This is a genomic window from Dehalococcoides mccartyi, from assembly GCF_001889305.1.
GTDB classification, from domain to species: Bacteria; Chloroflexota; Dehalococcoidia; order Dehalococcoidales; family Dehalococcoidaceae; genus Dehalococcoides; species Dehalococcoides mccartyi_A.
Map to the genome: position 1 here is coordinate 919,551 of NZ_CP013074.1, position 25,583 is coordinate 945,133.

Annotated in this window: 30 protein-coding genes, 3 tRNA genes and 1 other annotated feature; of the genes, 7 read left to right on the forward strand and 26 right to left on the reverse strand. The window is 45.1% G+C overall.

All coding sequences use genetic code 11. From position 1 onward, the window contains the following. Positions 1 to 3: 3 nt before the first annotated feature. The 8 genes from ASJ33_RS04965 to nusA all read right to left on the reverse strand — a co-directional run bounded on the left by ASJ33_RS04965 (position 4) and on the right by nusA (position 7,459). Positions 4 to 1,152, reverse strand: a complete 1,149-nt coding sequence (locus tag ASJ33_RS04965; RefSeq protein WP_012882133.1) for a glycosyltransferase family 4 protein — start codon at positions 1,150 to 1,152, stop codon at positions 4 to 6. A gap of 44 nt (positions 1,153 to 1,196) precedes the next feature. After that, the gene (locus ASJ33_RS04970) at positions 1,197 to 2,309 is read right to left on the reverse strand and encodes an inositol-3-phosphate synthase (RefSeq protein ID WP_012882134.1); all 1,113 of its coding nucleotides are present in this window, start codon (positions 2,307 to 2,309) and stop codon (positions 1,197 to 1,199) included. Between the two features lie 142 nt (positions 2,310 to 2,451). Beyond that, positions 2,452 to 2,589: a DUF5679 domain-containing protein gene (locus ASJ33_RS08480; RefSeq protein ID WP_023652395.1), complete on the reverse strand. Its 138-nt coding sequence runs from the start codon at positions 2,587 to 2,589 to the stop codon at positions 2,452 to 2,454. 82 nt (positions 2,590 to 2,671) lie between these two features. Next, a complete protein-coding gene (gene truB / locus ASJ33_RS04975) occupies positions 2,672 to 3,574 on the reverse strand; it encodes a tRNA pseudouridine(55) synthase TruB (RefSeq protein WP_041330970.1) in 903 nt (300 codons plus the stop codon). A 2-nt stretch (positions 3,575 to 3,576) separates the two neighbouring features. After that, positions 3,577 to 3,933 (reverse strand): 30S ribosome-binding factor RbfA, encoded by a 357-nt coding sequence (gene rbfA / locus ASJ33_RS04980; protein ID WP_012882136.1) that lies wholly within the window; start codon positions 3,931 to 3,933, stop codon positions 3,577 to 3,579. Then, positions 3,933 to 5,714, reverse strand: a complete 1,782-nt coding sequence (gene infB, locus ASJ33_RS04985; RefSeq protein WP_023652397.1) for a translation initiation factor IF-2 — start codon at positions 5,712 to 5,714, stop codon at positions 3,933 to 3,935. Before infB ends, rbfA begins: the two co-directional genes overlap by 1 nt. Beyond that, positions 5,695 to 6,009 carry an RNase P modulator RnpM gene (gene rnpM, locus ASJ33_RS04990; RefSeq protein ID WP_023652398.1) on the reverse strand — a complete coding sequence of 105 codons (315 nt, stop codon included), beginning with the start codon at positions 6,007 to 6,009 and terminating at the stop codon, positions 5,695 to 5,697. Before rnpM ends, infB begins: the two co-directional genes overlap by 20 nt. Continuing rightward, on the reverse strand, positions 5,984 to 7,459 hold the full coding sequence (gene nusA / locus ASJ33_RS04995; protein WP_023652399.1) for a transcription termination factor NusA: 1,476 nt from the start codon (positions 7,457 to 7,459) through the stop codon (positions 5,984 to 5,986). Before nusA ends, rnpM begins: the two co-directional genes overlap by 26 nt. Before the next feature lie 190 nt (positions 7,460 to 7,649). On the opposite strand from nusA, the gene ASJ33_RS05000 reads away from it, so the two are divergent. Beyond that, entirely contained in the window at positions 7,650 to 9,170 is a 1,521-nt protein-coding gene (locus tag ASJ33_RS05000; RefSeq protein WP_041330972.1) for a YifB family Mg chelatase-like AAA ATPase, read from the forward strand. A gap of 1 nt (position 9,171) precedes the next feature. Then, entirely contained in the window at positions 9,172 to 10,047 is an 876-nt protein-coding gene (locus ASJ33_RS05005) for a GNAT family N-acetyltransferase (RefSeq protein ID WP_041330974.1), read from the forward strand. 43 nt (positions 10,048 to 10,090) lie between these two features. Here the strand turns inward: ASJ33_RS05005 and ASJ33_RS05010 are convergent, their stop codons facing one another. Then, positions 10,091 to 10,519, reverse strand: a complete 429-nt coding sequence (locus tag ASJ33_RS05010; RefSeq protein WP_236886579.1) for a GNAT family N-acetyltransferase — start codon at positions 10,517 to 10,519, stop codon at positions 10,091 to 10,093. Positions 10,520 to 10,626: 107 nt separating this feature from the next. Between ASJ33_RS05010 and ASJ33_RS05015 the strand changes: the two genes are divergently transcribed. Next, on the forward strand, positions 10,627 to 11,271 hold the full coding sequence (locus ASJ33_RS05015; protein ID WP_023652403.1) for a DUF502 domain-containing protein: 645 nt from the start codon (positions 10,627 to 10,629) through the stop codon (positions 11,269 to 11,271). An 81-nt stretch (positions 11,272 to 11,352) separates the two neighbouring features. Here ASJ33_RS05015 and rplL read toward each other — a convergent pair whose 3' ends face one another. From rplL to ASJ33_RS05085, 14 genes are all read right to left on the reverse strand, one after another. After that, entirely contained in the window at positions 11,353 to 11,727 is a 375-nt protein-coding gene (rplL, locus tag ASJ33_RS05020) for a 50S ribosomal protein L7/L12 (RefSeq protein WP_012882143.1), read from the reverse strand. 33 nt (positions 11,728 to 11,760) lie between these two features. Further along, positions 11,761 to 12,291, reverse strand: coding sequence for a 50S ribosomal protein L10 (rplJ, locus tag ASJ33_RS05025; RefSeq protein WP_023652404.1), 531 nt, complete (start codon positions 12,289 to 12,291; stop codon positions 11,761 to 11,763). A 12-nt stretch (positions 12,292 to 12,303) separates the two neighbouring features. Continuing rightward, positions 12,304 to 12,435: a sequence feature (ribosomal protein L10 leader region), on the reverse strand. 9 nt (positions 12,436 to 12,444) lie between these two features. After that, complete coding sequence (gene rplA, locus ASJ33_RS05030) at positions 12,445 to 13,158, reverse strand: 50S ribosomal protein L1 (protein WP_023652405.1); 714 nt, start codon at positions 13,156 to 13,158, stop codon at positions 12,445 to 12,447. Positions 13,159 to 13,161: 3 nt separating this feature from the next. Then, the gene (gene rplK / locus ASJ33_RS05035) at positions 13,162 to 13,584 is read right to left on the reverse strand and encodes a 50S ribosomal protein L11 (protein ID WP_041330976.1); all 423 of its coding nucleotides are present in this window, start codon (positions 13,582 to 13,584) and stop codon (positions 13,162 to 13,164) included. Between the two features lie 18 nt (positions 13,585 to 13,602). Next, positions 13,603 to 14,136, reverse strand: a complete 534-nt coding sequence (gene nusG / locus ASJ33_RS05040; protein ID WP_012882147.1) for a transcription termination/antitermination protein NusG — start codon at positions 14,134 to 14,136, stop codon at positions 13,603 to 13,605. Positions 14,137 to 14,182: 46 nt separating this feature from the next. Next, positions 14,183 to 14,401: a preprotein translocase subunit SecE gene (gene secE / locus ASJ33_RS05045; protein ID WP_023652406.1), complete on the reverse strand. Its 219-nt coding sequence runs from the start codon at positions 14,399 to 14,401 to the stop codon at positions 14,183 to 14,185. Positions 14,402 to 14,424: 23 nt separating this feature from the next. Beyond that, positions 14,425 to 14,592, reverse strand: coding sequence for a 50S ribosomal protein L33 (gene rpmG / locus ASJ33_RS05050; RefSeq protein ID WP_011309437.1), 168 nt, complete (start codon positions 14,590 to 14,592; stop codon positions 14,425 to 14,427). A gap of 1 nt (position 14,593) precedes the next feature. Next, entirely contained in the window at positions 14,594 to 15,796 is a 1,203-nt protein-coding gene (tuf, locus tag ASJ33_RS05055; RefSeq protein ID WP_012882149.1) for an elongation factor Tu, read from the reverse strand. A 28-nt stretch (positions 15,797 to 15,824) separates the two neighbouring features. After that, positions 15,825 to 15,900, reverse strand: a tRNA-Thr gene (locus ASJ33_RS05060). A gap of 62 nt (positions 15,901 to 15,962) precedes the next feature. After that, positions 15,963 to 16,046: transfer RNA gene (locus ASJ33_RS05065), tRNA-Tyr, on the reverse strand. 40 nt (positions 16,047 to 16,086) lie between these two features. Next, positions 16,087 to 16,159: transfer RNA gene (locus ASJ33_RS05070), tRNA-Thr, on the reverse strand. Between the two features lie 162 nt (positions 16,160 to 16,321). Continuing rightward, on the reverse strand, positions 16,322 to 17,035 hold the full coding sequence (locus ASJ33_RS05075) for a PIG-L deacetylase family protein (protein WP_023652408.1): 714 nt from the start codon (positions 17,033 to 17,035) through the stop codon (positions 16,322 to 16,324). Between the two features lie 12 nt (positions 17,036 to 17,047). Beyond that, positions 17,048 to 18,265: a glycosyltransferase family 4 protein gene (locus ASJ33_RS05080; protein WP_023652409.1), complete on the reverse strand. Its 1,218-nt coding sequence runs from the start codon at positions 18,263 to 18,265 to the stop codon at positions 17,048 to 17,050. After that, positions 18,258 to 19,247: a GNAT family N-acetyltransferase gene (locus ASJ33_RS05085; RefSeq protein ID WP_023652410.1), complete on the reverse strand. Its 990-nt coding sequence runs from the start codon at positions 19,245 to 19,247 to the stop codon at positions 18,258 to 18,260. Before ASJ33_RS05085 ends, ASJ33_RS05080 begins: the two co-directional genes overlap by 8 nt. Before the next feature lie 116 nt (positions 19,248 to 19,363). Between ASJ33_RS05085 and ASJ33_RS05090 the strand changes: the two genes are divergently transcribed. From ASJ33_RS05090 to ASJ33_RS05100, 3 genes are read left to right on the forward strand one after another with little or no spacing between them, the layout of a single operon-like run. Then, positions 19,364 to 19,702, forward strand: coding sequence for an ArsR/SmtB family transcription factor (locus ASJ33_RS05090; RefSeq protein WP_023652411.1), 339 nt, complete (start codon positions 19,364 to 19,366; stop codon positions 19,700 to 19,702). Continuing rightward, a complete protein-coding gene (locus ASJ33_RS05095; RefSeq protein WP_023652412.1) occupies positions 19,702 to 20,733 on the forward strand; it encodes a permease in 1,032 nt (343 codons plus the stop codon). Before ASJ33_RS05090 ends, ASJ33_RS05095 begins: the two co-directional genes overlap by 1 nt. Before the next feature lie 17 nt (positions 20,734 to 20,750). Continuing rightward, entirely contained in the window at positions 20,751 to 20,993 is a 243-nt protein-coding gene (locus tag ASJ33_RS05100; RefSeq protein ID WP_023652413.1) for a thioredoxin family protein, read from the forward strand. A gap of 71 nt (positions 20,994 to 21,064) precedes the next feature. Here ASJ33_RS05100 and ASJ33_RS05105 read toward each other — a convergent pair whose 3' ends face one another. Then, positions 21,065 to 21,874, reverse strand: coding sequence for a DivIVA domain-containing protein (locus ASJ33_RS05105; protein ID WP_023652414.1), 810 nt, complete (start codon positions 21,872 to 21,874; stop codon positions 21,065 to 21,067). Between the two features lie 326 nt (positions 21,875 to 22,200). After that, positions 22,201 to 23,472 (reverse strand): MDR family MFS transporter, encoded by a 1,272-nt coding sequence (locus tag ASJ33_RS05110; RefSeq protein ID WP_012882157.1) that lies wholly within the window; start codon positions 23,470 to 23,472, stop codon positions 22,201 to 22,203. Positions 23,473 to 23,672: 200 nt separating this feature from the next. On the opposite strand from ASJ33_RS05110, the gene ASJ33_RS05115 reads away from it, so the two are divergent. Next, on the forward strand, positions 23,673 to 25,106 hold the full coding sequence (locus ASJ33_RS05115; protein ID WP_041330978.1) for a 4Fe-4S binding protein: 1,434 nt from the start codon (positions 23,673 to 23,675) through the stop codon (positions 25,104 to 25,106). Here the strand turns inward: ASJ33_RS05115 and ASJ33_RS05120 are convergent. Next, positions 25,060 to 25,569 (reverse strand): HPP family protein, encoded by a 510-nt coding sequence (locus ASJ33_RS05120; RefSeq protein ID WP_041330980.1) that lies wholly within the window; start codon positions 25,567 to 25,569, stop codon positions 25,060 to 25,062. The genes ASJ33_RS05115 and ASJ33_RS05120 overlap by 47 nt on opposite strands. Positions 25,570 to 25,583: the final 14 nt, after the last annotated feature.

A 25,583-nucleotide genomic window follows, 5' to 3' on the forward strand; every position in this document is an offset into this window, starting at 1 on the left:
AAACTATTTACCTTCCGGACCGTGGTGATTTTTGCTTAACACCAAATGGTAGTACTCTTCAACTTTTTTAGCAACCTTTTTCCAGCTATACTGCTGAACTGTTTTTAAGCCTTCGGCACTAAGCTCAGAACGCATATCGGGATGGGCTACAAGTTTCATCAGGGCTTTGGCCAATTCATCTGCATTTTTAGGCGGCACTAACAGCCCTTCTTTATTATTCGTGAGGACACATTGATATCCTTCTATTTGAGAAGCCACAATCGGCACACCCAAAGCCATAGCTTCCAGAAGTACAATACCAAAACTTTCCTGGCCGGTAGCCGGTGAACAATAAATATGGGCTGTTTTATAATAACGCGGCAGCTCAGTGCAGGAAACCCCGCCCGTAAATACCACATCTGAAAGTTCGTGCCGTTTTACTATATCGCGGTAATGTTTAATTTGCCCGGGTGTACCCGGGCCTACTATCAGAAGCCTTGTCTGAGGGCATAGGGGCTTAATCTGGGCGTACGCATCAATAAGATAACCCAATCCCTTTCGATTCTCCATCCGGCCCACAAAAAGGATATTAAGTTTGTCATCCATATACTCGGGCACAGGCTGAACTTCGGTATTAAATAAATCCAGGTCTATCCCATTGGGCACAATAGTATAGTCACCGGGGATATATTTGGAGGCAAAACGCAAAGCTGCTTTGGAAACCGCCATATGCCCATGGAGGTTGCGCCTGCGCCTTCTCAGGAATATGCGGGTAAAAGGCCAGCCCAAATTATAACCGGGCTTGCCCTGACTGGCATGGAAAGTAGCCACATTACAGGTTTTGGAAAACCGGAGCATAGCACTGCAAAGCATTATCATAAATGGTTCATGCAGATGGATAACATCAAACTTTTCGGTTTCTAGAACCTGTTTTATGCGATTTTTCAGATTCACCGAAAGGCTGATGCGAACTACTGTTCCGGAAGTAGCCAGAGGACGGGGTTTACCGACCCGAATAAAATCAACACCGTATTCGGCCGGAGACTTTGATGCTGGAGCAATGATGCGAACATCATGCCCCAGCATTTTAAGTTCTTTATAAAGCGAGCTAACGTGGTTAACCACGCCACCCGGGTAGGCAAAATCATAAGGACAGACTAAAGCTATTTTCACTGTTAACCGCCAACTAACCTACAGTATCACTAAGGAAGTTCGGGTTATTTTTCTGCCTTCTTTTCAGCCCCAGCCACTTTCTTGGCAGAGGTCTTTTTAATGAACTCTGCAGTCATAAGATGAGCAGCGTCGTCAGTATACTGAACGGGAGGTGACTTCATAAAATATGAAGAGGGTTCGTTCAGTGAACCGGACATGCCGTTATCCATAGCTAATTTGCAGCAACGGATGGCATCAATGACTACACCGGCGGAGTTGGGGCTGTCCCAAACTTCCAGCTTCATCTCCAAATTCAAGGGGACATCACCGAAAGTCCGGCCTTCCATCCGGATATGGCAGAACTTGCGGTCTTCAAGCCACGGCACATAGTCACTGGGGCCTACATGAACACAATCAGGGTCAAGCTTGTAATCAAGCTGAGAGGTAACTGCATTGGTCTTGGAGATTTTCTTTGATTCCAGCCGTTCGCGTTCAAGCATATTCAGGAAGTCAGTGTTACCGCCGAAATTCAGCTGATAAGTTTTTTCAAGCTTTACACCGCGGTCACAGAACAGTCTGGTAAGTACGCGATGGGTAATGGTAGCACCCACCTGTGACTTGATATCATCACCGATAATAGGTACACCGGCAGTTACAAAACGCTGCTGCCAATACTTTTCACGGGCGATGAATACCGGTATGCAGTTAATCATACCGCATCCGGCTTCCAGAATCTGCTCCACATACCACTTGGTGGCTTCCTCAGAACCCACCGGCAGATAGTTGATAACAACATCCGTCTTGGTTTCTTTGAGGATTTTCACAATGTCAGCGGTAGAGCCGGGAGCTTTCTGGATAATCTGGGAAAGATATTTGCCCAGACCGTCATGGGTCATGCCGCGCTCAACTTTGACGCCGGTTTCAGGAACATCAGTGAATTTAAAAGTATTATTTGGTTTAGTAAAAATAGCTTCACTAAGGTCCTTGCCGACCTTATTTTTATCAACATCAAAGGCAGCAGTGAAGTTAATGTCGCTAATGTGATAACCGCCAAGATTGACATGCATCAGACCTGGAACGAATTCAGTGTCCTTTGCTTTCCGGTAATAGTGAACACCCTGTACTAAGGACGAAGCACAGTTACCAACACCGATAATGGCAACGTTGATTTTACCCAATTTTTTCCGTTCTCTCCTTCCAACAGAAGAGGCTATCCTGAAACGTCACTAACCCTTCAGAAGATAACCTCTGAATAATTTGATACCTCTTTAAGCCCACACGGGCATTTTTAAAGCCGTTTGTAAAGATAAACTAAGTAACTTAGCCTATCCTGAAAACCTTCCCGCCGCAAACAGGGCAGGTACCTTGCCAGGCTCCGCGACCATTTTTCAGAGTAACTCTCCTGGCATCTTTGACGTCAATCTTCTTGCGATCCTTGACACAATAAGCCTGTACCATGGCCGGTCTCCTTTCGGGTATTTTGGAATATATCATCTACTATTATAGGCGCATTGTCAAGCATTATAAGTATAATTTTAAGCTAATCCGCATTCTCTTTCAGGCATTGGTTTACGAATACTTTTGCCGGATGCCAACTGCCGTCACTCTCCGGCTGGATTATAGCCGCAAATCTGTTTTTCGTGTTATATACGGCAATTACCTCAGGCCTGTCATTTTGCTCCAGTGTTATCTCCAAACCATTTACCAAGCGTGTTATATTCTTTTCATCAAGGGTCACTCTAGGCAAATGCCCTATGGCTATTTCGGGTGGAAGCAAAATATCCTGGAGTTTTCCTTCATTCTTGGCTGCTTCAAGGTCAGTAAATGAAAGAGATTTTGCCAGATTAAATTGCCCGTAAGCTTCTCTGACCAGTGATTTCAGATATGCCCCGCAGCCCAGTTTTCTGCCCAAGTCAAAAGCGATAGACCGTATATATGTACCATGTCCACATTCTATCCGTAAACGCAGTACAGGCAAATTGCAGTCAAGCAGTTTTATGCTATAAATCATGGCTGTCCGGGGATTTCTTTCTACCTCTAAACCCTGACGAGCCAGATTATAAAGCCGCATTCCGCGATGTTTTACGGCACTATACATAGGAGGTATTTGAGTAATCTCACCCTGAAAATCCAGCAGTGCTGTTTGTATCATTTCACGTGTAATCCGGTCAAAGGGTTTTCGGGAAGTGACCTCGCCTTCACTATCATAACTATCTGTTTCTGTCCCCAGCTCTATTTCAGCCAGATATGTCTTGCTGACAGAAGAAAGGTACTCTATGAGACGCGTAGATCTGCCTAAAAAAACGGGGATAACTCCGGTGGCATACGGGTCAAGCGTACCTCCATGCCCTACTCGTTTCTGAGAGTAAATACGTCTGATTTTTAAAACCACATCAAAGGAGGTTATCCCGAAGGGCTTGTTGATATTCAAGATGCCATCCATGGCTAGTCTTCAGGCTGGTGTTGAGTAACCCGGTCAATAAGGGTATTCAGGCGAACACCCCTCTCTATTGTATCATCCCACACGAAATGGAAAACCGGCATATAGCGGATATCAGTCTTCTTGGCTATTTCGGTACGGAAAAAACCGGCAGCTGTATTCAAAGCAGCCAGAATTTCATCTTTGTGCTCGTTGCCGGATAAATGACTGACATACACGTTAGCATGCCGCATATCTTCAGATATATCTACTTCATTTACAGATAATAACGTATCCAGACGCGGATCACGAACCTCTTTTTGAAGGAGGGCACTTATATCCGCCCTGAAAAGCTGATTCAGTTTCTTTATCCGCCGTGACATCAGCGTGATTTTTCCTTATGATAAAACTCTAAAATATCACTCTTCTGAAATTCATTAAAATCTTTAAGTCCCACGCCGCATTCGTAACCGGCTACTACTTCTTTTACATCATCTTTGAAACGGCGGAGACTGTTGCTGGGTGCATCTACAATCACCTCACCGCCCCGCAGAAGCCTCACCTGAGAGTTCTTTATCAGTTTACCTTCCAATACCATACAACCGGCTATGCTTAGCTTCTTGGTGCTTTCAAAGACTGCCCTAACTTCGGCCCGGCCGTCAATCACCTCTTTGATAGTAGGTTCAAGCAAACCTTGCAGGGCTTTTTCCACATCTTCTACCAGTTTATAGATAATGTCATAATGACGGATATCAATATCTTCGGCATCAGCCAGACGCTGAGCATTGGTTTCGATGCCGGTGCTGAACCCGATAATCAAACCGCCTGACGCCATAGCCAGCATAACGTCACTCTCGGTTATGTTGCCAACACCGCTGCGGTTTATATTTATCTTTATCTTATCCGTACCCAGTTTTTCCAATGAATCTTTGATAGGCTCCAGACTGCCTTGAACATCGGTTTTAAGTATTATGTTAAGCTCTTTTATATTACCCTTGCTCACCTGGTCATAAACATTGGTAAGGCTGACTGCGTTGGTTTTACGGATAACCTGGCTATTTTCATTAACCATATCCCGAGCCTGTTTTTCGGTGGCGACAGCTATAATCTTGTCACCCACTTGGGGTACATTTTCCATACCAAGCAGAGCAACCGGAGTGGAAGGTTCAGCTTTTTTAATACGTTTGCCCACATCATTAAACATAGCCTTTACGCGTCCCCAAGTATTACCTGCAACCACGGTATCACCCAGTTTCAAGGTGCCGCTCTGTACGAGTACGGTAGCCATAGGACCTTTGGTTTTATCCATTTCGGCCTCAATAACCACGCCATTTGCGGGCTGGTTGGGATCGGCTCTTAAATCTTCCAGTTCAGCAATAAGCAAGACTGCTTCCAGCAGTTCGTTTATACCCTTCTTTTCGCGAGCAGATGTCGGGATTGCCAGAGTGTCACCGCCCCATTCTTCAACCACCAGCCCGGCTTCGGCCAGCTGCTGTTTAACTCTATCGGGGTTAGCTTCAGGTTTGTCCATTTTGTTTATAGCCAATATAATCGGCACACCGGCCGCCTTGGCATGATCCAAAGCCTCCAAAGTCTGAGGCATAACGCCGTCATCAGCAGCAACGACCAAAATCGTAATATCGGTAGCCTGGGCACCTCTGGCGCGCATGGCAGTAAATGCTTCATGACCGGGGGTATCCAGAAAAGTTATCTTCTGGCCTTTGATTTCCACCTGATATGCCCCGATATGCTGGGTAATACCGCCGGCTTCTTTTTCCATAACATTAGTGGAACGTATAGCATCAAGCAAGCGGGTTTTACCATGGTCTACATGTCCCATAATGGTTACAACCGGCGGGCGGAGGGGGAAGTTGCTCAGCTTTTCCTTGGCGGGAGAAACTTTTTTAGCGGCACTCTTTTTCAGAATCTTAAGCTTGGCCTCAAAACCAGCCGCTTCTACAATCCCTTTGGCCACCTCAAAATCTATAACCTGATTTATATTAGCCATGATGCCTTTGCGCATAAGGGCTTTAATAACTTCAACAGGGTTTGTATCCAGACTATCAGCCAGTTCTTTTACCGATACCGCTGCCCCAAGTTCAATAACCTTGACCGGCGGAGCAATTTCAGTTTTGGCGCTTGGTTTACTTGTCTTCTCTGCCATTTTCTTTCACCTCACACACTTCGCGCCCATATTTTAACAATTCCTCACGGTTTTCCGTTGTTATGGCAATTTTTAGAGCATGAGTAATATAACTGCCCTTTAGCCCGGATTCCCAGCAGGCTATGTCTTTGCACAAATAGGCGCCACGTCCTTCTAGACGCCCGCTATGGTCTACCCTTACGTCATTATCTTCTGTTCTTACCAGCCGAACAAGCTCCATTTTAGCTTTTTCGGTACGGCAGGCAATACAAGTCCGCATGGGCACAAATTTAGAAGTCGATTTCCTCTGATTCATAATCTGTTACATTCCGCCGTTTTTTGCCCTTCAGCTTGATACCATCTTCAGCGGTATCCTTGCCTTTAACGGTCTTTTTCTTGTTTTTGCTTTTATTTTTGTCATCAATGATAACTTCGCGCCTGGGCAGCAAATCTTCCGCAAAACGCAGTTTGACCGAATCCCCTTCGGATACTTTATCAAGCACATTCAAAGGGACTACCACACCTTGCTCTTCGGGAACAGCTTCTGCCTTTGCCGGTGTTTCTTTAACCGCAGGTTCTATTATTAGTTCCGCAGGCGGCAATTTTCCAACAGATTCCTCTTCAATCTTTGAAACAGGTACCGCCGCAGGTTGTTTCTCAACAGTTTTCTCAACAGCTTCAGGTTTGATGTGCTCAGCCTGCTTGCGGGCAGCTTCTTCTGCGCGTTCAACTTCTTCGTCAGAGGCACTCTTTATATCAATACGCCAGCCTGTCAGTTTAACTGCTAGACGCACATTCTGTCCTTCTTTACCAATGCCCAAACTGAGCTGACGGTCAGGTATAACTACAATGGCAGATTTTTCCGCCTCATTCAATATAACTTTGGTAACTTGAGCAGGGCTGAGTGAATTCGCAATAAAAGTGGCTATTTCATTATCCCAAGCCACCACATCTATTTTTTCTCCGTTCAGCTCGCTGACAATGTTTTGGATACGTATACCCCGCAAACCCACGCAGCAACCTACCGGGTCAATTCCCGGCTGCAAAGCGCCTACCGCTACCTTAGAGCGTGAGCCTGCTTCACGGGCAACAGCCTTTATCTCTACCAGTTGGTTAAAAACCTCAGGTACTTCCATTTCAAACAAACGCCGTACCAGACCAGGGTGTGAACGGGAAACAATGACAGCAGGACCTTTAGCTGTTTTAGCCACGTCCACCACATAAACCTTTATCCGCTGTCCGGCACGATACCTCTCACCATAAGCCTGTTCACTGGCAGGCATTATAGCTTCTACCCGGCCGATATCAACCGTAATCTGTTTGGGCTCTATTCGCTGAACTACACCCACCAGAGTATCTCCAGCCTTGGAGGCATATTCGTCAAATATAGCCGTATTTTCTGCCTCATGCAGACGCTGCAAAATAACCTGCTTGGCAGTCTGAGCAGCAATACGCCCGGCATCAGCCGGAGTATCTTCAACCATCATCAGGTCGCCTATTTTTGCATCTGCTTTTTGCCGTTTAGCCTCAAGCAAACGCATTTCTTGGCGGCTGTCAATCACTTTTTCAACTACCTGCTTTTCGGCCATGACTTTTACCTTACCGGTAAGCGGGTCTATTTTCACCGTGATATTCTGGTTTGGAGCAAAGCTCTCTTTACGATAAGCCGATACCAATGCCGACTCAACGGTAGCAAGTACTACTTCTTTTGGCAGATTCTTCTCTGCCGAGAGCTGGGTGATAGCGAGCAAAAAGTCGCTTTTCATCTCGGTTCTGTATCCTCCTCAGTTTATCCCGATACAACAAAAAAGTGGGTTTGAACCCACCTCAACAACGTGATTTAGCTTTTACGGTAGTATAACACAAAGCCTTGTATATTGGCAATATACAAGGCTTTAAAGTCCTGCGAATATATCCCGTTGACACCCATCAAGCTTAACTGTAACATTAACTGTTATGCTTGCAAAAGTATCAAGTTGTGCCCTTATTGGACTGGAAGGCACTATTGTTGAGGTGGAAACCGACATATCTGCCGGGTTGCCGTCATTTACCATTGTAGGACTGCCGGACGCCGCTGTTCAGGAAGCCCGTGAGCGGGTAAGAGCAGCAATCCGTAACTCCGGTTTTACTTTCCCTGTCAAACGCATAGTTGCCAATCTGGCACCGGCTGATTTCAAAAAAGCCGGCCCTGCATATGATCTTTCAATAGCTTTGGCTATTCTTATAAGTTCCGAACAGTTAAAAGCAGACATATCTCAAATAGTGTTCCTGGGGGAACTCTCGCTTGACGGTAGTCTTCGTCATACCAGCGGCATATTGCCTATGGTTGCGCTTGCCTACCAAAACGGTTATCGCGATATCATTGTGCCCGCCTGCGATGCCCGCGAAGCCTCACTGGTTGAGGGTGCCAATATACTTCCATTTAACGCGCTAAAAGAAATCACTGAATACCTGCAGGGAGACCGACCTGCACCCAAGGTATGTGAAATAAAGGAAGATTTTAAAAATATTACCCAAACTAATTATGTTGATTTGTCTTTCATAAAAGGGCAGGAAAATGTAAAACGGGCGTTGGAAGTAGCTGCCGCAGGCGGGCACAATATGATAATGACCGGTCCGCCCGGCAGCGGTAAAACCATGCTGGCAAGGGCGTTAGTTTCCATACTCCCGCCGATGACCAGCGCTGAAGCTCTGGAAGTTACCAAGATATACAGTATTGCCGGTCTGCTGCCTCCAAATACCCCGCTTATAAACAACCGCCCTCTTCGGTCTCCTCACTATACTATTTCTTCCGCCGGGCTGGTCGGCGGAGGCACTTTCCCCAAACCAGGGGAAATCAGCTTAAGCCACCGTGGGGTTCTTTTTCTGGATGAACTGCCGGAATTCGGACACAGCCTGCTTGAGCTTCTCCGCCAGCCTTTAGAAGACAAAACCGTGACCATAAGCCGGGCGCAGGGGAGTGTCAGTTTTCCGGCCAATTTTATGCTGGTAGGTGCTATGAATCCCTGCCCTTGCGGCTTTTTTGGTGATAATTATAAACATTGTACATGCCCGCCGGGGTTGGTAACACGCTATCAAAGGCGAATCAGTGGCCCGTTTTTAGATAGAGTGGACATAGTTATAGATGTACCCCGCATAGAATATGAAAAACTTTCCAGTGACCGCCTTGGCGAATCATCAGAGGCAGTCAGCCGGAGGGTGGGGAAATGCCGGGATATTCAGCTAAGGCGTTTTGCCACAAGTAAAATACTTTCCAACGCGGAAATGACCCCGGCAGAAATACGCCAGTTTTGCATGCTTGAAGATGCCGCCCAGAACTTGCTGCGTACCGCTACCAAACAACTGTTTTTGTCCGCCAGAGCTTATCACCGTATATTGAAATTAGCCCGCACCATTGCTGACCTTGAAAATAATGATATAATCAAATCACATCACTTGGCCGAAGCGATACAATACAGGCCACGCTGGCAGGTATAAAATGAAGGACCAACTTACTCTTCAAACACCCCGCCTGGAATTGATACCGGCAAACGCCGACATGCTTAATTGCGAAATTCAAGAACAAAAGCAATTGGGGCAATTGCTGGAAGCTGAAATTCCAGCTAACTGGCCGCCGGAAGGTTACGGTTGTGAAACCCTTAAACGCTTGCTGACAAAATATGAAGCAAGTAAATTTAAAACCGGTTATCTAAACTGGTATATAATTCTGAATCAATCCGGCACTCACCGCCAGCTTATCGGGGAGGCAGGTTTTAAAGGTGAACCTACCGCTGAAGGCCGTATGGAAATTGATTATTCTATACTTGCCCACTACCAGCACCACGGATATGCCATGGAAGCCGTCCACAGCTTGATAGGCTGGATACTCCAAGACCAAGATGTCAAAGAGATTATAGCCCAGACTTATCCCGAATCTATAGCCGCCCAAAAACTTCTAGTAAAAATAGGTTTCAGCGCTTCCGGTAAAGGCATGGAACAGGGCACCATACTCTTTGTTCTTCCCCGCGAAGACTATAAAACCGAATTACCTGTGATGACTGAAGGAGAAAAAAACGTGAAAGAAGACCTCAAAGCTAATTCCCGTAAAGCCGCTGAAAGCTTTGGTGATATGCTGGCCGCTTTTGGCAGCGCCGTCAGTGAAATATTTAATGACCCTTCTTTAAAAGAAAAGGCCAAGGAATTCGGCAAGAGTGTTTCAAGTTCGGCAGAAGCGGTAACCAACCGCTTTAAAGACGAGGAAATAAAGGTAAAGTTTAAAGAAGTGGGTGACGCCGCCCAAATTTTCGGCAAAAATGTAAGCAATATCTTCAAAGATGATAAAAAAGAATCTAAAACAACCGATGCCGAGGATTAGTTTATATTCCGCATACTGCAATGCATATATTTAGCAGATGTATTTACAGGTGCATCTGCATTTTGACGTGCTCTATCCCATCCTCCACAAAGGACTCTCCGTCAGGAGCATAACCCAAGCTGGTATAGAAACCTAATGCACTGGTCTGAGCATGAACTACTACTCTATCTACATTTTCTGTTTTTAACATGCTTACAGCGTAGTTCATCATCTTCCTTCCCAAACCAAACTTGCGGTGGTCAATATCTACAGCCACTCTTTCAATCTTAGCAAGGCTTTTATCCAGCATTCTTATACGGCAACAGGCTAAAGCCCGTTCTCCGTTATGTATAACCAGATGACGGGCAGTTTTATCGTACAAATCATATTCGGTATCTGGGTCAATCCCCTGCTCGGTTACAAATACTCTGTACCGAAGGGCAAAAACCATTTGCAAAATATTTTCGTTTTCAACTAAGCATACCTGATACATAATCATGGTATTATATTTAAACTATAACGCACATTCAAACACCACCTATATGCAAAGTGTTTTTACTGCTAAACTATAATAAAACCGAATTTTTCCGGAGGCTAAATATGTCACCACCCAATAATAAGGCCCTAAAAATAATCCGTAATCGTTTTTTTACCGGTCTTGCCTTTGTTTTGCCCATCGGGGCGGCACTGGGACTGCTTATTTGGGTATTTAATATAGTAGACGGTATGCTAAAGCCTGTCATAGAGTTTTTCTTCGATTGGTATTTCCCGGGATTGGGCCTTTTAGTAACATTGCTCCTTATATATCTGGTAGGATTGGTGCTAAGTAACTATTTCGGCAAGCAAATATTGGGGTGGATAGATAAGTTACTGACAAAAGTACCTATATTTAATCAGGTATACAACAGCGCCAAACAGGTCATAGAAACACTGGGGGTGAGTAATAAAGTCTCCTTCAAAGAGGCTGTAATGGTAGAATTTCCCCGGGCAGGTATGCATAGTCTGGCATTCATTGCTAATGAAACCACCAATTCCAGCGGTGAAAAATTGTATCTGGTTTATGTACCCGGCTCCCCCAACCCGACCAGCGGCTTTTTAGAGCTCCTCAGGGAAAATCAGATTGAGAGGGTAAATATATCGGTTGAAGATGCCATGAAAACCCTCCTTTCGTGTGGTTTGGTGTTTCCTGAAACGGTTCAGAGTATTGAGATTGGCAAGGGGGATTTACGCCCCGGCAAAATCTAGGGCATCAGTTTTTTAATAAAACAAAGGGGCAGAGACCTGAAAGTCCCCGCCCCTTTGTTTTTACTTTTATCTGGCTAAAGGTTATTTAATTTCTACGGTAGCGCCGGCAGCTTCAAGAGCCTTCTTGGCGGCATCAGCTTCTTCTTTGCTGACATTCTCTTTAACAGCCTTGGGAGCGGCTTCAACCATATCCTTGGCTTCTTTAAGACCCAGGCTGGTAAGTTCGCGGACAGCCTTGATTACGTTAATCTTGTTGGCACCGACATCCTTCAGGATTACGTTAAATTCGGTCTTTTCTTCTTCAGCAGCAGCAACAGCGGCACCGCCACCGGCAGCGGGGGCAGCTACGGCAACAGCAGCACTTACACCAAATTCCTTTTCGAGGGCCTTTACCAATTCGGACAGTTCAATAACGGTCATGCCCTTAATGGCACTCATCATTTCGTCAATAGTCATGAAAATACTCCTTATAATATTTTATTACTTTATTTAGCCTTCAAGCTGTTTCATACGGGCTTGAAGTACAATGGCCAAACCACGGGCAGGACCATTGAGTACCATCGCCAAACCGGCAACAGGACTCTGCATACCAGCCAAAACCTTGCTGATAAGCACTTCGCGAGACGGTAACTTGGCAAGCTCTGCTACTTCGTCAACGGAAATAAGCTTGTTGCTGAGATAACCGCCGGTTACTTTTAAAGTGGACTTGGAGCTGGCCAGATAGTCCATCAAGACTCTAGCCGGAGCAACCACGTCACTCGAAGAGTAAGCCATAGCCACCGGGCCTTCAAATGCACTCTTGATATTTGTGTGGTGAGTGTTGTCAGCGGCACGCCGAGCCAGGGTATTTTTAAGCACCCGGTAACCCACACCAGCTTCACGCAGTTTTACACGTATAGTGGTCAACTCTGATGTACTGATACCGCGGTAATCAGTAAAAACCGCAGACTGGGCAACAGCTAAAGCGTCAGTTAACTCATCAACTGCTATCTTTTTCTTTTCACGTATCTTCTTTACCAAACCGCACCTCCTTTTCTAAAAAATAAAGTCCTTATGCCAAAGCACAAGGACTTATAAAACCCTTAATAAAAAGTCTTGTATCCTCGGCAGGCAATGTATTAAGCCAATAGGCACCCACGTCTCAGGAAATATTCAGTTATAAATACGGCTGACTTATGCGCCACCCATGGCAGACACAGCCCTGAGATCCATCTTTACACCAGGCCCCATGGTAGTAGCCAGATAAGCACTCTTGATGTACTGGCCTTTGGCACCGGTGGGCTTTGAACGTATAATAGCATCTATCACAGAGGTCATATTCTCCAGCAAAGCCTGCCCTTCAAAACTGGCCTTGCCCAATACGATATGTACAATGCCTGAACGATCCAGTTTGAATTCCACACGTCCTTTGCGGGCTTCGGTAACAACTTGTTTGAAATCTTCAGCAGGGACTACAGTGCCGCTCTTAGGGTTAGGCATAAGACCGCGCCGGCCCAGAACTTTACCAAGTTTACCAACTTTGCTCATCATGTCAGGGGTAGATATAGCAACGTCAAAATCAAGGAAACCGGCTTCAACCTTCTTTATAAGCTCTTCACCACCGTATACATCAGCACCGGCCGCTTGAGCCGCTTTTTCAGCTTCACCCTGGGCGAATACCAATACACGTACGGTTTTACCTAACCCATGGGGCAATACGGCTACACCGCGCAACTGCTGGGTAGCATTTTTAGGATCAAGGCCCATCTTCAGATGCATTTCAACGGTCTCATCAAACTTTGCCGCAGCCATTTTCTTGGCCATATCAATAGCTTCAGCCGGAGCGTAAGCCAAACTCTGGTCAAGCAGTTTTATTGCGTCCTGATATTTTTTACCGCGTGTTACCATCTGTTATTCCACCTTAATGCCCATGCTGCGGGCAGTACCTTCAATAATTCTCTCTGCACCCTCAATATTAACTGCATTCAGGTCCTTCATCTTGACCGAAGCAATTTCTCTGAGTTGGCCCTTTGAGATAACAGCAACGACGCTCTTGCTGGGAGTACCAGAACCTGCCGCAACACCAGCCGCCTTTTTCAAAAGGTCAGCCGCGGGAGGGGTTTTGGTGATAAATGTAAAAGAGCGGTCATCATAAATAGTTATCTCTGCAGGTACAATAGTGCCCATCATAGAGGCTGTGCGTTCGTTATATTCTTTACAGAAACCCATGATATTGATACCGTGCTGACCCAGCGCCGGACCAATGGGAGGTGCAGGATTGGCTTTACCTGCAGGTATCTGTAATTTTACAATTGCCTTTACTTTTTTTGCCACGTATGTCTCCTAAAGCCTCTAGAGCTTTTCGACCTGCAAAAAGTCAAGTTCCACAGGAGTTTCCCGCCCGAACAGGGAAAGAAGCACCTTGACCTTGCCTTTTTCAGTGTTAATTTCGTCTACCATGCCGATAAAATCAACGAACGGTCCGTCAATAACCCTGACACTCTGTCCCTTGCGGAAACCAACCTTAACTCTGGGCGATTCAGCTTCCATTTGGTCCAGTATACGGCTGACTTCTTCGGGCGGCAAATTGGTCGGCTTACCCTCGGAACCTACAAAGCCAGTAACACCGGGAGTATTGCGGACTATAGTCCAGCTTTTATCATTCATGTTCATCTGCACCAGCACATAACCGGGCAGGATTTTCTTTCTGATGGTTCGCCGCTGACCGTTTTTAACTTCAACTTCTTCTTCGGTAGGCAATACAACCCGCTCTATATCATCCTCGGCATCCATAGACTTAATCCGTTCGTCAAGACCTTTACGGACTCGTTCTTCATGCCCGGAGTAGGTATGCACCACATACCAATTCTTTTGTTTAACAGTCATAAAATTTCACCTTGTCAGTCGGCAACCCATAACATTTCTAAACGCATTATTTTACAAATACGTTATCAATAAACCAGCTAAAGCCGTAATCTACAACGCCCAGTACAACACCAACCGCTATAGCAACCACCAAAACCATGGTGGTTAGCTTTATAACGTCTGGCCGGCTCGGCCAGACTACTTTTTTTAATTCGGCAACAAGGTTGGAAAAGAAACCAGGTTTCTTACCAGCCGCCTTGGCAGTTTGCTGTGCGGAAGGACACATATTACCTAGCTCTCCTCCTTTAACTACTTGGTCTCGCGATGTACCTTTGCCTCACGGCATCGCGGGCAATACTTACTTAGTTCTATTCGCCTGGGATCATTACGCTTGTTCTTTTCGGTGGTGTAATTTCTTTCACCACAGTCCGTACAAGCCATATTAATCACAATTCTTGTGTCAGTTTTTTTGGCCATTTTACGCTAATACCTGAGAGATGGCACCCGCACCAACGGTCTTACCGCCTTCACGGATGGCAAAACGCATACCCTTTTCCATAGCTACCGGATAAATAGTGGAAATCTTCATTTTCACATGGTCACCGGGTACAACCATTTCAACGCCTTCGGGAAGATGAATCTCACCGGTAACATCAGTAGTACCAAAGAAGAATTGAGGTTTGTAACCATTGAAGAAAGGTGTATGGCGGCCGCCTTCGTCCTTGCTGAGTACATAAACTTCAGCTTCAGCATTAACATGAGGCTTGATGGAGCCGGGTTTGGCAAGTACCATACCGCGCTCAATATCTTCACGCTCAACACCGCGGAGAAGCAACCCGACAGCATCGCCAGGTTCAGCGGAGTCAAGAATCTTATGGAACATTTCCAAACTGGTAACAACAATCTTGCGGGGCTCATGATGCAGACCGACCAAGTCAACTTCATCGCCGCCTTTAATAACACCGCGTTCAACACGGCCAGTAGCAACAGTACCGCGGCCTTTAATGCTGAATACATCTTCAACCTTCATCAGGAAGGGCTTGTCAACAGGACGGGGAGGAATGGGTATGTAGGAATCAACAGCATCCATCAGTTTCCAGATTCTGCCGCACCATTCACATTCACGCTTGCCACAGCCGCACTCAAGGGCTTTAATGGCACTTACTCTAACTACCGGAATTTCATCACCGGGGAAAGAGTTTTTGGTAAGAAGTTCACGAACCTCAAGCTCAACCAGCTCAAGCAGTTCTTCATCATCCATCATATCGCATTTATTAAGAGCTACGACTACAGCAGGTACTTCTACCTGATGAATCAAAAGTACATGTTCACGGGTCTGGGGCATGGGGCCATCAGGCGCGGAAACCACCAGAATAGCACCGTCCATCTGAGCGGCACCAGTGATCATATTCTTGATATAGTCAGCATGTCCAGGGCAGTCAATATGGGCATAATGCCTGGTCTCGGTCTGATATTCAATATGAGAAATAGCAATTGTCAGACCTCTAGCTTTTTCCTCAGGAGCGTTGTCAATCTGGTCATAGGCGCGGAAATCAGCCCAGCCCTTGGTTGAAAGGGTCTTGGTGATAGCCGCAGTCAGGGTAGTTTTGCCATGGTCTACGTGCCCAATAGTGCCTACATTACAATGAGGCTTAGAGCGGTCAAACTTTTGCTTTGCCATTTCTTTTAATTATTCCCCCTTATTATTATGGAGCCCACAATCAGATTCGAACTGATGACCCCGTTCTTACCAAGAACGTGCTCTACCTACTGAGCTATGTGGGCAACGCTTACATTATATTTATTTTAATACCCACTGTCCAGCCCGACGGGGTCATAAAATACTCTGGAGAGGGCAGGGTTCGAACCTGCGTAGCCCTTAGGGCGGCAGATTTACAGTCTGCTCCGATTAACCACTCCGGCACCTCTCCATGATGCTGTTAAAAAAGCCCAAAAAAAAGTTAGCGGCTCAGCCCGAGAGGGGATTCGAACCCGCTAACCTACCGATTACAAGTCGGTTGCGCTTCCTTTGCGCCACTCGGGCAATATTTTTATCACGTTTCAGGCTGATTGTCAAACAATCAAAGTGAGATTATACGTAAATAAAGCTCTAAAGTCAAGCAAAATCAGCTGTTTTCGTATCTATTTTCGAAAGCATGGCATAGCTGACAGTTATTCGCCCGAAATGGATTACATACCGGTTAATTTACCACCACATATCCACCCTGTGAAAGGATTCGGTTTTTATATATTTTTCGGCATCCGGATACATATCTATATATTTACCGATATCACCATTCCCGCTCAAAGCCAGAATAACTTCATCCATTCTGCCGCCGCCCTGACTTTTGTGGCATGAAATAGATTTGAGCTTCAGTATTGCCGTCTGGCTGATATCTACCTGATAGTTGGGCTCCTGCGGATTTGAAAGTAAAAGTTCGGTAACTTTATGGGGTTCAAGACCTTCCGCAATAAGGTCAGGATAGGCCAGATGGTCACGCGAATACGGGAAAATAGCATCCATCACGGCTTCTCCGCACTGGCGGTGGTCTCTATGCCACCACATATAACGCTGGTATGGGTCAGTAGTAATAACAGTAAACGGTTTAAAAGCGCGTATCTGCCGCACCAGCTCCTTGCGCAATTCGGGTGTATTCTCAAGCCCCTGGTCAGGTTTACCCAGAAAAACCACCTTGCTTACGCCCAAGACAGCTGCCGCCTGACGTTGTTCATCCTCGCGTATTTTTATCAATTCAGATGGTATCATATTGCGGTCAGAAGTACCTTTATCTCCATTGGTACATACCACATAAGCCACTTTTTTACCTTCGGCGGTCATTTTGGCAATAGTGCCGCCAGCACCGAACTCGGCATCATCCGGATGAGGCATGATAACCAATACATCTGCTTTTAAAGACATAACCCCTCCGTTCTAATTAACACCTGCTGCTTTAACATTTAAAAGACTGTAATAAACTGATTCTATTTGAGCAGACACAGACTGCCATGAATATTCTACGGTTGCTCCCCGTATAGCCCCGGGGTCAGATTCTTTCATAAAAAGCCATTCACGAAGACAACCCGCCAGTTGTTCCGGCTGATTATCAGGTACAAGGCAGCCGTTAACTCCAGACTGAATGATATCGGGTGCAACCCCGACCCTCCCGCTGATAACCGGAGTACCGCAGGCCATAGATTCAAGTATAACCATGCCAAAACTCTCATAATACGACGGGACTATACAAACACTGGCGGCATTATAATATTTTACCAGTACACTCTGTTTGACTGCCCCGTAAAATTTCACTTTATCCGAAATGCCAAGCTTTTCAGACATTTTTTTCAGTCTTTTTCTTTCACCCTTGCTGTAATCATCACCACCCACTACAAGCAGTTCCATATCGCCCTCGAGCAGTGAGACCGCTTTGAGCAGATTATCCAGCCCCTTCAGTTTCTCAAGCCGTCCCACAAACAGCGCTTTAGGGGCAGATGAAAGGCACAGTTCAGCTTCAACCTCAGCCCGACTGGTGATGAAAAATAACTCTGTGTTAACTCCGCAGGGGATTACCTTAATTTTGTCTGCTGCCGCTTTGTACAAAGATATCAGGTCATTTTTTTCATTTCGGGTAGCAGCTATTATCAAGTCCGTTTCGTGGACTATGTTCTGCTCGGCATCTAAGCGGAGCTGGGGATCAACCTGTGCCTGCATCAAACGGTTTTTAACCTTTCCAAGTGTGTGAAACATAACCAGATGGGGAACTTCCCAAAGCTTGCTCAATACAAGCCCGGCTCTGGCAGACAGCCAATAATGGCTGTGGATAAGATCATATTTAATACCTTCGGAATTACGGAATGTTTCCAGCCCGCAGACAAAACTTTCCAGATGCTCGTACTGAGCCAATTTCCCCATATCTTCTACCGGCCCGGCCTGAATATGAATAAGCCGGACATTGGGAGCTAAAAACTCCCAGACATCATCACGCGGGTCATGGGCACGGGTATAGACATCAACATGGTGGCCTATACCTCCCAAAGCACGTGCAAGTTCACAGATATATACATTCATTCCGCCGGTATCCCGTCCGCCGGGTTGCCCCAAAGGACAGCTGTGAAGGCTGATAAGGGCAATATGCAATATATTCTTAGCCAATATTTTGCACCTTACTATCCAAAATTATCCGGCACTTGTGAACCGGCTGAGATTTTCCGCCCAAATGAAATTTATACTTTTCTTCACCCCGCAGGAAATCAAAGGCATCACAGCCTTTTTCTATTGCGTCTTTGACAGCCAAAACCTTGGAAAGCACACCCACGCTTAGGTGGGAATACTCGGCACTGTAACCGCTGTTATACAAATATCTTATATTATTATAATCAAAGCAAAACAGGCTTGCCAAAACAGTATCTCCTGCCTTTAGAAACGCCAAACGCAGGTAACCCTGACTACCAAGCCAGTTTGCCAAGCTTTTGAAATAACAGCGCATTTCAGAAGATAGAAAAAGTGCTTTCTCGGGGTGACTTTCTTCCATTTGGTCAAGCAAAATATCAATATTTTCAGAGTTGGTTTCTATTTCCAGTCTGGGTGTTAAAACTTCCTCAAGACGGCGGAGTTTACGTTTAAGCTCGTGGCGTTGGTGTTTTTCTAGTTGAGCCAGATATATTTCAAAGTCATTCGGCAGCTCAAGCAACGGAGAAACATCGGCTTGTTCGCAAATTACCTGAAACCCTTTCTTTTTAGCCAGCGGCAGCAGGTAATTATAAGCTTCAGACCGGGTAGTAAGTGCCTCCAATTCCAGCGTCTCAACTTGATTTTGCTGTAGCAGTTTCAGCAGAAGCTCAAAATATCCCGGCTGGTGGCCGGGCTTTACCACAAAATCCAGATAATCAAAAACACTCCCGGCAGCTATAAAACGGGCAATTCCATTATTTATACTCAAGGCTACTAAGCCTATAGTTTCATCCCCATCATTAACCAGTCCGCAAACCTGCCTGCCGGATGGCAAAAAACAATCTTGCCAGAGATACTGCCAGCTAGGATGAATAAACGGATAAGTAATATTTATCCCTTGTGAGACAGTATCAAAATTACGGCTCAATTCGCCAAGCTCAATTTTTTTAAAAATATATACCATCTTTAAAGGATATCACCTGCCCGCTTGTAAGACAATTTTCATCAAAAACGGAAATATTATTTGACAGTCTGTTAACAAGACATTATTATATTCTTATATGCGCATATGGGGGTTTTATGGAAAAATATGTGAATATCTTTAAGGCCCTGGCAGACGAATACCGTCTGCGTATACTAAGTTTGCTGTTCAAGCAGGAGTGCTGTGTCTGTGAAATCCAGCAGGCACTAGGCATAAGCCAAACTTCTGCATCCCGCCACCTGCAAAACCTGCATCAGGCCGGGCTTATAAAACTCCGCCGTGACAGGTTATGGGCACTTTACTCAGTTGATTTAACCGGCTTCCCGCCTGATGTCAATAAAATCATGCGGGGTCTAGAAGAAATGCTATCTCAAAATCCGCTTACTAAGGCGGATTTTACTCGGCTGAAATCCAGTTGCCGGAGAGGTAACACCTGATGGACTTTATTATCAATCTGCTGGCGGGTGGATTTTCTGCCCTGTTTGAATATCTTTCAGCCCATGTTATAGCCTGTCTGGTGCCGGCATTTTTTATTGCCGGGGCTATTTCAGTATTTTTGAATCCGTCTATAGTAACCAAATATTTCGGCAGTAACGTAAACCCCTTTGTATCATACAGTATAGCCTCTGTATCCGGGTTTATACTGGCAGTGTGTTCCTGTACGGTTTTACCCCTGTTTGCCGGCATTTATAAACGCGGCGGGGGTATCGGCCCAGCAGTCACTTTCCTGTATTCAGGCCCTGCCATAAGCATTTTGGCGGTTTCCTTGTCTGCCGGAGTACTAGGCTATGACATCGGCTTTGCCAGGGCTGCCTTTGCCATCATATTTTCTATACTAATAGGCCTTATCATGGCCTACCTTTTCAGCAAAGATAAACCCGCTGTTTCCCAGCCGGCAGCCGCACTGCCTGCAGATACAGCCCATGAACGCCCCATGTACCAAACCCTTATTTATTTTGGCAGCCTTATCGCCATACTTATATTCGCATCCGCCAAAAATATACCCGCATTTCTGCTTGCTCTTTTAGTATTGCTGTTCAGCCTTTGGCGGTTTTTCAATATGCCGCAGATAAAAGAATGGCTTTCTGAAACTTGGCGTTTTGTAAAGCTGATTTCCCCATGGTTAATAGGCGGTATCTTTATAGCCGGGGTTTTGAAAACCCTTATCCCTACTGATTTTATCACCAGTTACGTGGGCAGCAATAACCCCATTTCAAACCTTATTGCTTCATTCTCAGGTGCTCTGCTATATTTTGCCACCCTGACCGAAGTACCCATAGTCAAGGCCTTTATTGATTTGGGTATGGCCAAAGGCCCGGCACTGGCTTTGCTGCTGTCAGGGCCGGCTGTCTCTCTCCCCAGTTTTTTAGTTATCCGCAAAATATTGGGCAATAAAAAGGCATTTTCCTATATAGGGTTGGTGATACTAAGTTCAAGTTTAGCCGGGTATATATTTGGGATATTTTAAATACAAGGAGAACCAAAATGATAATCAAGATATTAGGTACAGGTTGTGCCAAGTGCAACAAACTGGAGGAAATGGCCAAAGAAGCCGTACTGGAACTGGGGTTGTCAGCTCAAATAGTAAAAATAAAAGATATAGATAAAATATCCGCTTATCCTATACTGATGACTCCGGCTTTGGTTATAGATGAAAAAGTAGTTATCTCCGGTAAACTGCCTACTAAAGAAGAAATGCTGAAAATCATACTATCAGCTTCTAAATAATATTCCATAAAAAAGCCGGCACACTCAAGGTCAAAATACCCTGAACCGTGCCGGCACTCCCTGAGAATGCTTTACTTAACAGCGTTTGCTGCTAGAGATATCTCATATTTACGGCGTACAATTCCACTCCCGTTCGGACTGGCAGGAATTTCATTTACCTTGCCTACCATACTCAATTTCTTAAGCACATCCAACAGGCTGTTGGGTTTATTTTCGTATACAATAATTACAGGGTGATTGGGGCGGGGTATCAATTCCACCACTTCAACCTCACTGGCGTTTTCCAGTTGGTCCATTATTTTGGTAATTTTTACTGCATCTACCGGCGGCAATATTTCCAGTTCTATTTCTTTATCCCGTACAATTACTTCCTGAGTAGTGGATTCTATAATATCCGAGGTAGCAACCGCTTTGGCCATAAAATCATCCGGCTCACTCTTATTGGTTTCTTTGGTTGCAGAATGTGCAAGTTCAACAACCGCGGCTTCACCTTCAGACTTAAAATCAAAATCTTTATCCAGACTGTTTACCTGCTGTTTCAGAGTATTCAACTGGCGATAAATCTGTTCATATACTTTTTTAGCTTTTTCCTCAGCCTTGGCAAGCAAACTGTCAGACTCCGCTTTAGCTTTGCTTATAGCCTCTTCTTTAATCGTAACCGCAATTTTATCAGCCTCCACAACAGTTGCATCCGCCAGCCTTTTTAAAGAATCCAGATGCTCAGCCTGTTCTTTCAGCTTTCCCAATTCAGTTGAAAGGCGGCCGTTTTCTGAAAGCAGATTCTCAACGAAGGATTTTACCTGCTCAGGATCCAGACCCTTTTGGATTATATTAAATTCGTTATCTTTTATGTTAAATATATTAGGGTTGTTTCCAGCCATTTCCGTACCCTCCAATCAGTATGCTCTAACAGAATAGTTGTTTATCTGAGTATAGTTAAATAGCCAATTAGTAACTTTTAGATAGTTACCTAAGTACCATTAATATTTAGCATCATAACCCTTAACCCCATCAGAAAAACCTGAATTAATTTAGCTATTGCAAGTGCAAATATCTGTCTTTCCAAAACTAAATTATACCACTGAAACTACCATATCTATACTTTAACTATATCAAACCATAGTACGGGGTTACAAACCCTCAAACAGTTTTTACCAGCTAAGAATATGCACACAGAGATACCGAATTCAAACTGAAAAGCGGAAAATTAATAGCGGCTTAGAGACTGTCCATTAAGACTGACGGTCTTACGAATTAATCTACCCCAGATATAAAAACCCACAGCCGAAAGCAAAGCCAGAGCCGCCAGAGTACCCCAAACCGATAAAGCACTGTCAGGGTGAGCATCAAGCAAAGCACCGCCTACCATAGGGCCAAGTGAAAACCCCAGCATTTCGGATAAACCATAAAATCCCATATATCTTCCCCTCTGCTGGGGCGGAGAAAGATCTCCAACCACCGCCAGAGTAGTAGGTGCAAAAACTATTTCGCCCATAGTGATAACACTCATAGCCAGGAAAGCCATACCAAGACTGGATGTCCAGGCAAACATCAGATACCCGGCAGCATAAATCAAACTGCCCATGACTACTACATGCGACTTAGAGACGTTATGCAAAATCCGGGTAACCGGTAATTGCAGGGCAAACACCATCAGCCCATTCAAAGTAAGCAGCATGCCATAATCAGCCTCCGAAAAGTGCAGGCGGTCAACTGTAAAAACAGAAAGGGTACTGATAAATTGCCCTACTACTATGAATAAAAGTATGCTCAAAATGGTAAACCAGAGAAATGCCCTGTCCTTGCCGGCCGAAAATATTTTGGTCAGGCTGACCCATTCCACCGAATTTGATATGGATTCTTTGATATATTTTGAAATTATATACAAGGTTATTAGGCAAACGATTGCCCCCACGCCAAACAGATAGGCATAAGGAAGCCCGATGAGCAAAAATCCCCCCAGCATCGGCCCAATAGCCCATCCCAGGTTGTTACCAATACGTACTATTCCGTAAGTTTCCGTCAGACGGTCTTTGGGGGTAAGGTCTGCAATCATAGCCTGTGAAGCAGGGCGGGTAGCCATTAAAGCACAACGCAGCAGTATATAGGTTAGAATAATCATCATAACGGGTACATCAAACCCGATAAATATCGTCATAGCCCCGTAGATAACGGCACTGGCAACTGAAGTTAACAGCATCACCGGTTTTCTCCCGAAAGTATCCGCCAAAGCTCCTGCAATCATCTGGATAATAGCCGATGCAAATCCGCTAAGCAGGATAACCAAACCTACTTGAGTCATGGAAAGTCCCCGTTCCTGGTAGAGGTATAGCGAAATAAACGGCAGTGACAGGGAAAATGCGGCACTGTTTATCAACCCGATAAGGGTCAGTATCCAAACCCCGCGGTCAAAGCGGTCTATCAACCCTGTCTTTAGACGGGTTTTCAAGTATGATGGAGAAAACCAAAAAGAATTCATCTTTAACTCTGGGACAAAATAGCGAATGCCGGACAGCCTGCATGTCCAGCATGTGTTTTATACTTTACTACCATTTTCCAGCATATTCAAATAAACAGATCGTCTTTTATTTCTTATAGTTCTTTTAGCAGTTTGCCAGCTTCATAAATTCTCCATAATATATTCATAACCCCTGCACAGCCGCCCGCTAGACTATAAACATGTTCAAAAATCCTTTTAAACACCTTTCTGCCGCAATTGCAGGATTTTTTCTGGCGGTAACAATTCTGCTGTCCACACCTAATCCCATACTAGCCTGTGATATATCTATTTTACCAGCAGTGCCTAGCGGTGCAAGCGGCAGCGAAATAAGCCTTACGGTAAATGTGGCATTGACCCACCGTGTCTGCACAGTGCCAATCAGCCAGACAGATATCACCCTGACCAATATGACACTGGTCAGCCAAACCGACTGGAACAAAATAAATAATTCGCTCTATCAAGCCACTTTGATAGTCAAGCTGGGAAACAGCGGAACAGGTACAATCACGGTGGTACGGGAATGCACCAAAGGAGGAGATACTGCCAGTGTAAAAATAACCATACAGTCTGCATCGGCAGATGTATCTGTAGCTTTGCCGTCAGATACCATTCCCGCAGTGACTGACCCTCCGGATGAAAATCTAATACCCACCATACTACCCGCAGACATTATAAATACGCAGACAAATACTCCTGCCGAACAAGAACTGGGATGGATGGAAGCGATATATCAGGCATTAAGTGAGCCGTACATGCTAGCTTATATAGCCCTTATGTCGGCCGGTACTATCAGTTTTCTGAAAGGCTGGCGGAAAAACCGCCCTATTCTGATGGCGGTTTCATTATTTTATCTGGGTTTTTTTGTGGGAGGCTGTCCCTGTGCCATTGGTTCGCTTCAAAGTGTACTCTTGCATACCGGGGAAATGAAGATTTATATGGTTCAGTACATACTTCTCTTTATCCCCGTAATTACCACTCTTTTCTGGGGAAGAATATTTTGCGGCTGGGTATGCCCAATGGGAGCACTGCAAAATTTTATCTACCGGAAAGAAACGGGCATAAAGATAAACGCAAAGCTGAACCATTATCTTGGTTTTATAAAATATATATTTTTATTCGCCCTTATAGCTGCGGTACTGATAACAGGTACCACAGTGTTTGCTCATATAGACCCGTTCAAAGCCCTTTTCAATTTTGATTTCAACTGGTTTACCGGGATTTTTCTAGGTCTAGTTCTCACGGGGTCTATCTTTATATCCGGTTTTTGGTGCCGCTATTTATGCCCGTTGGGGGCATTTCTGGGACTGTTGAGCAAACTATCATATTTCAAACTAAAGTTTGGCACTTCCTGCAAACATTGCGGCATTTGCCAAAAAACGTATTGCGAATACGGAGTTATAAACGGCAGCGGCAAAGAGCTTAAATTAGATAATTCGGAATGCGTACGCTGCGGAGAGTGTTTAAAGCGCTGCCCTAAAAATGCAGTCAAACTCAGCCATAACAGGGTAATCCTGATTTCAGGTATCCCCAACCCCGTGTCCCAAGAAATCATCTCCAAGGAAGAGTTCAAGCCAGATCTTTTAAAAAGCCCTTCATTCGGCTCTGAGCCATAGACAGTACCAGGGCACTGGTAACCACTGCAATAAATACCCCGGGGCTAAATCCGGTTATAGCCACACCCAGTGCCGTACCGGCCGCCGGGGCATGTTTCAAGTTCATAACTACCATCAGGAAAATACAAAACCCCACTGCCATAGCATAAACAAGGGCATCTGTCAGCATACAGTGGTGAGGTATCAAATTTACCAGACAACCAATACAAAAACCCAGTATATGTCCCCAGAATATGCGGCGTGGTACTGCCGGAGGGGAACTGGGTTGAGTAAAGACAATGAAGGCGGTAGAAGCAATGGAAGCAATGACTACCGCATTTTCTATACTAAGGGTCAAGGCTATTATAAAGAGTACAAGCGTGGCCAGAAAGCTTTGAAAAACATACAGCTTCCAGTGTGTTTTAAGTTCACGTATCTGCTTTTGCAGATAACGGTAAACCCTTTTTAGATAATTAAGCTGCATCTAAGTTTCTTCAT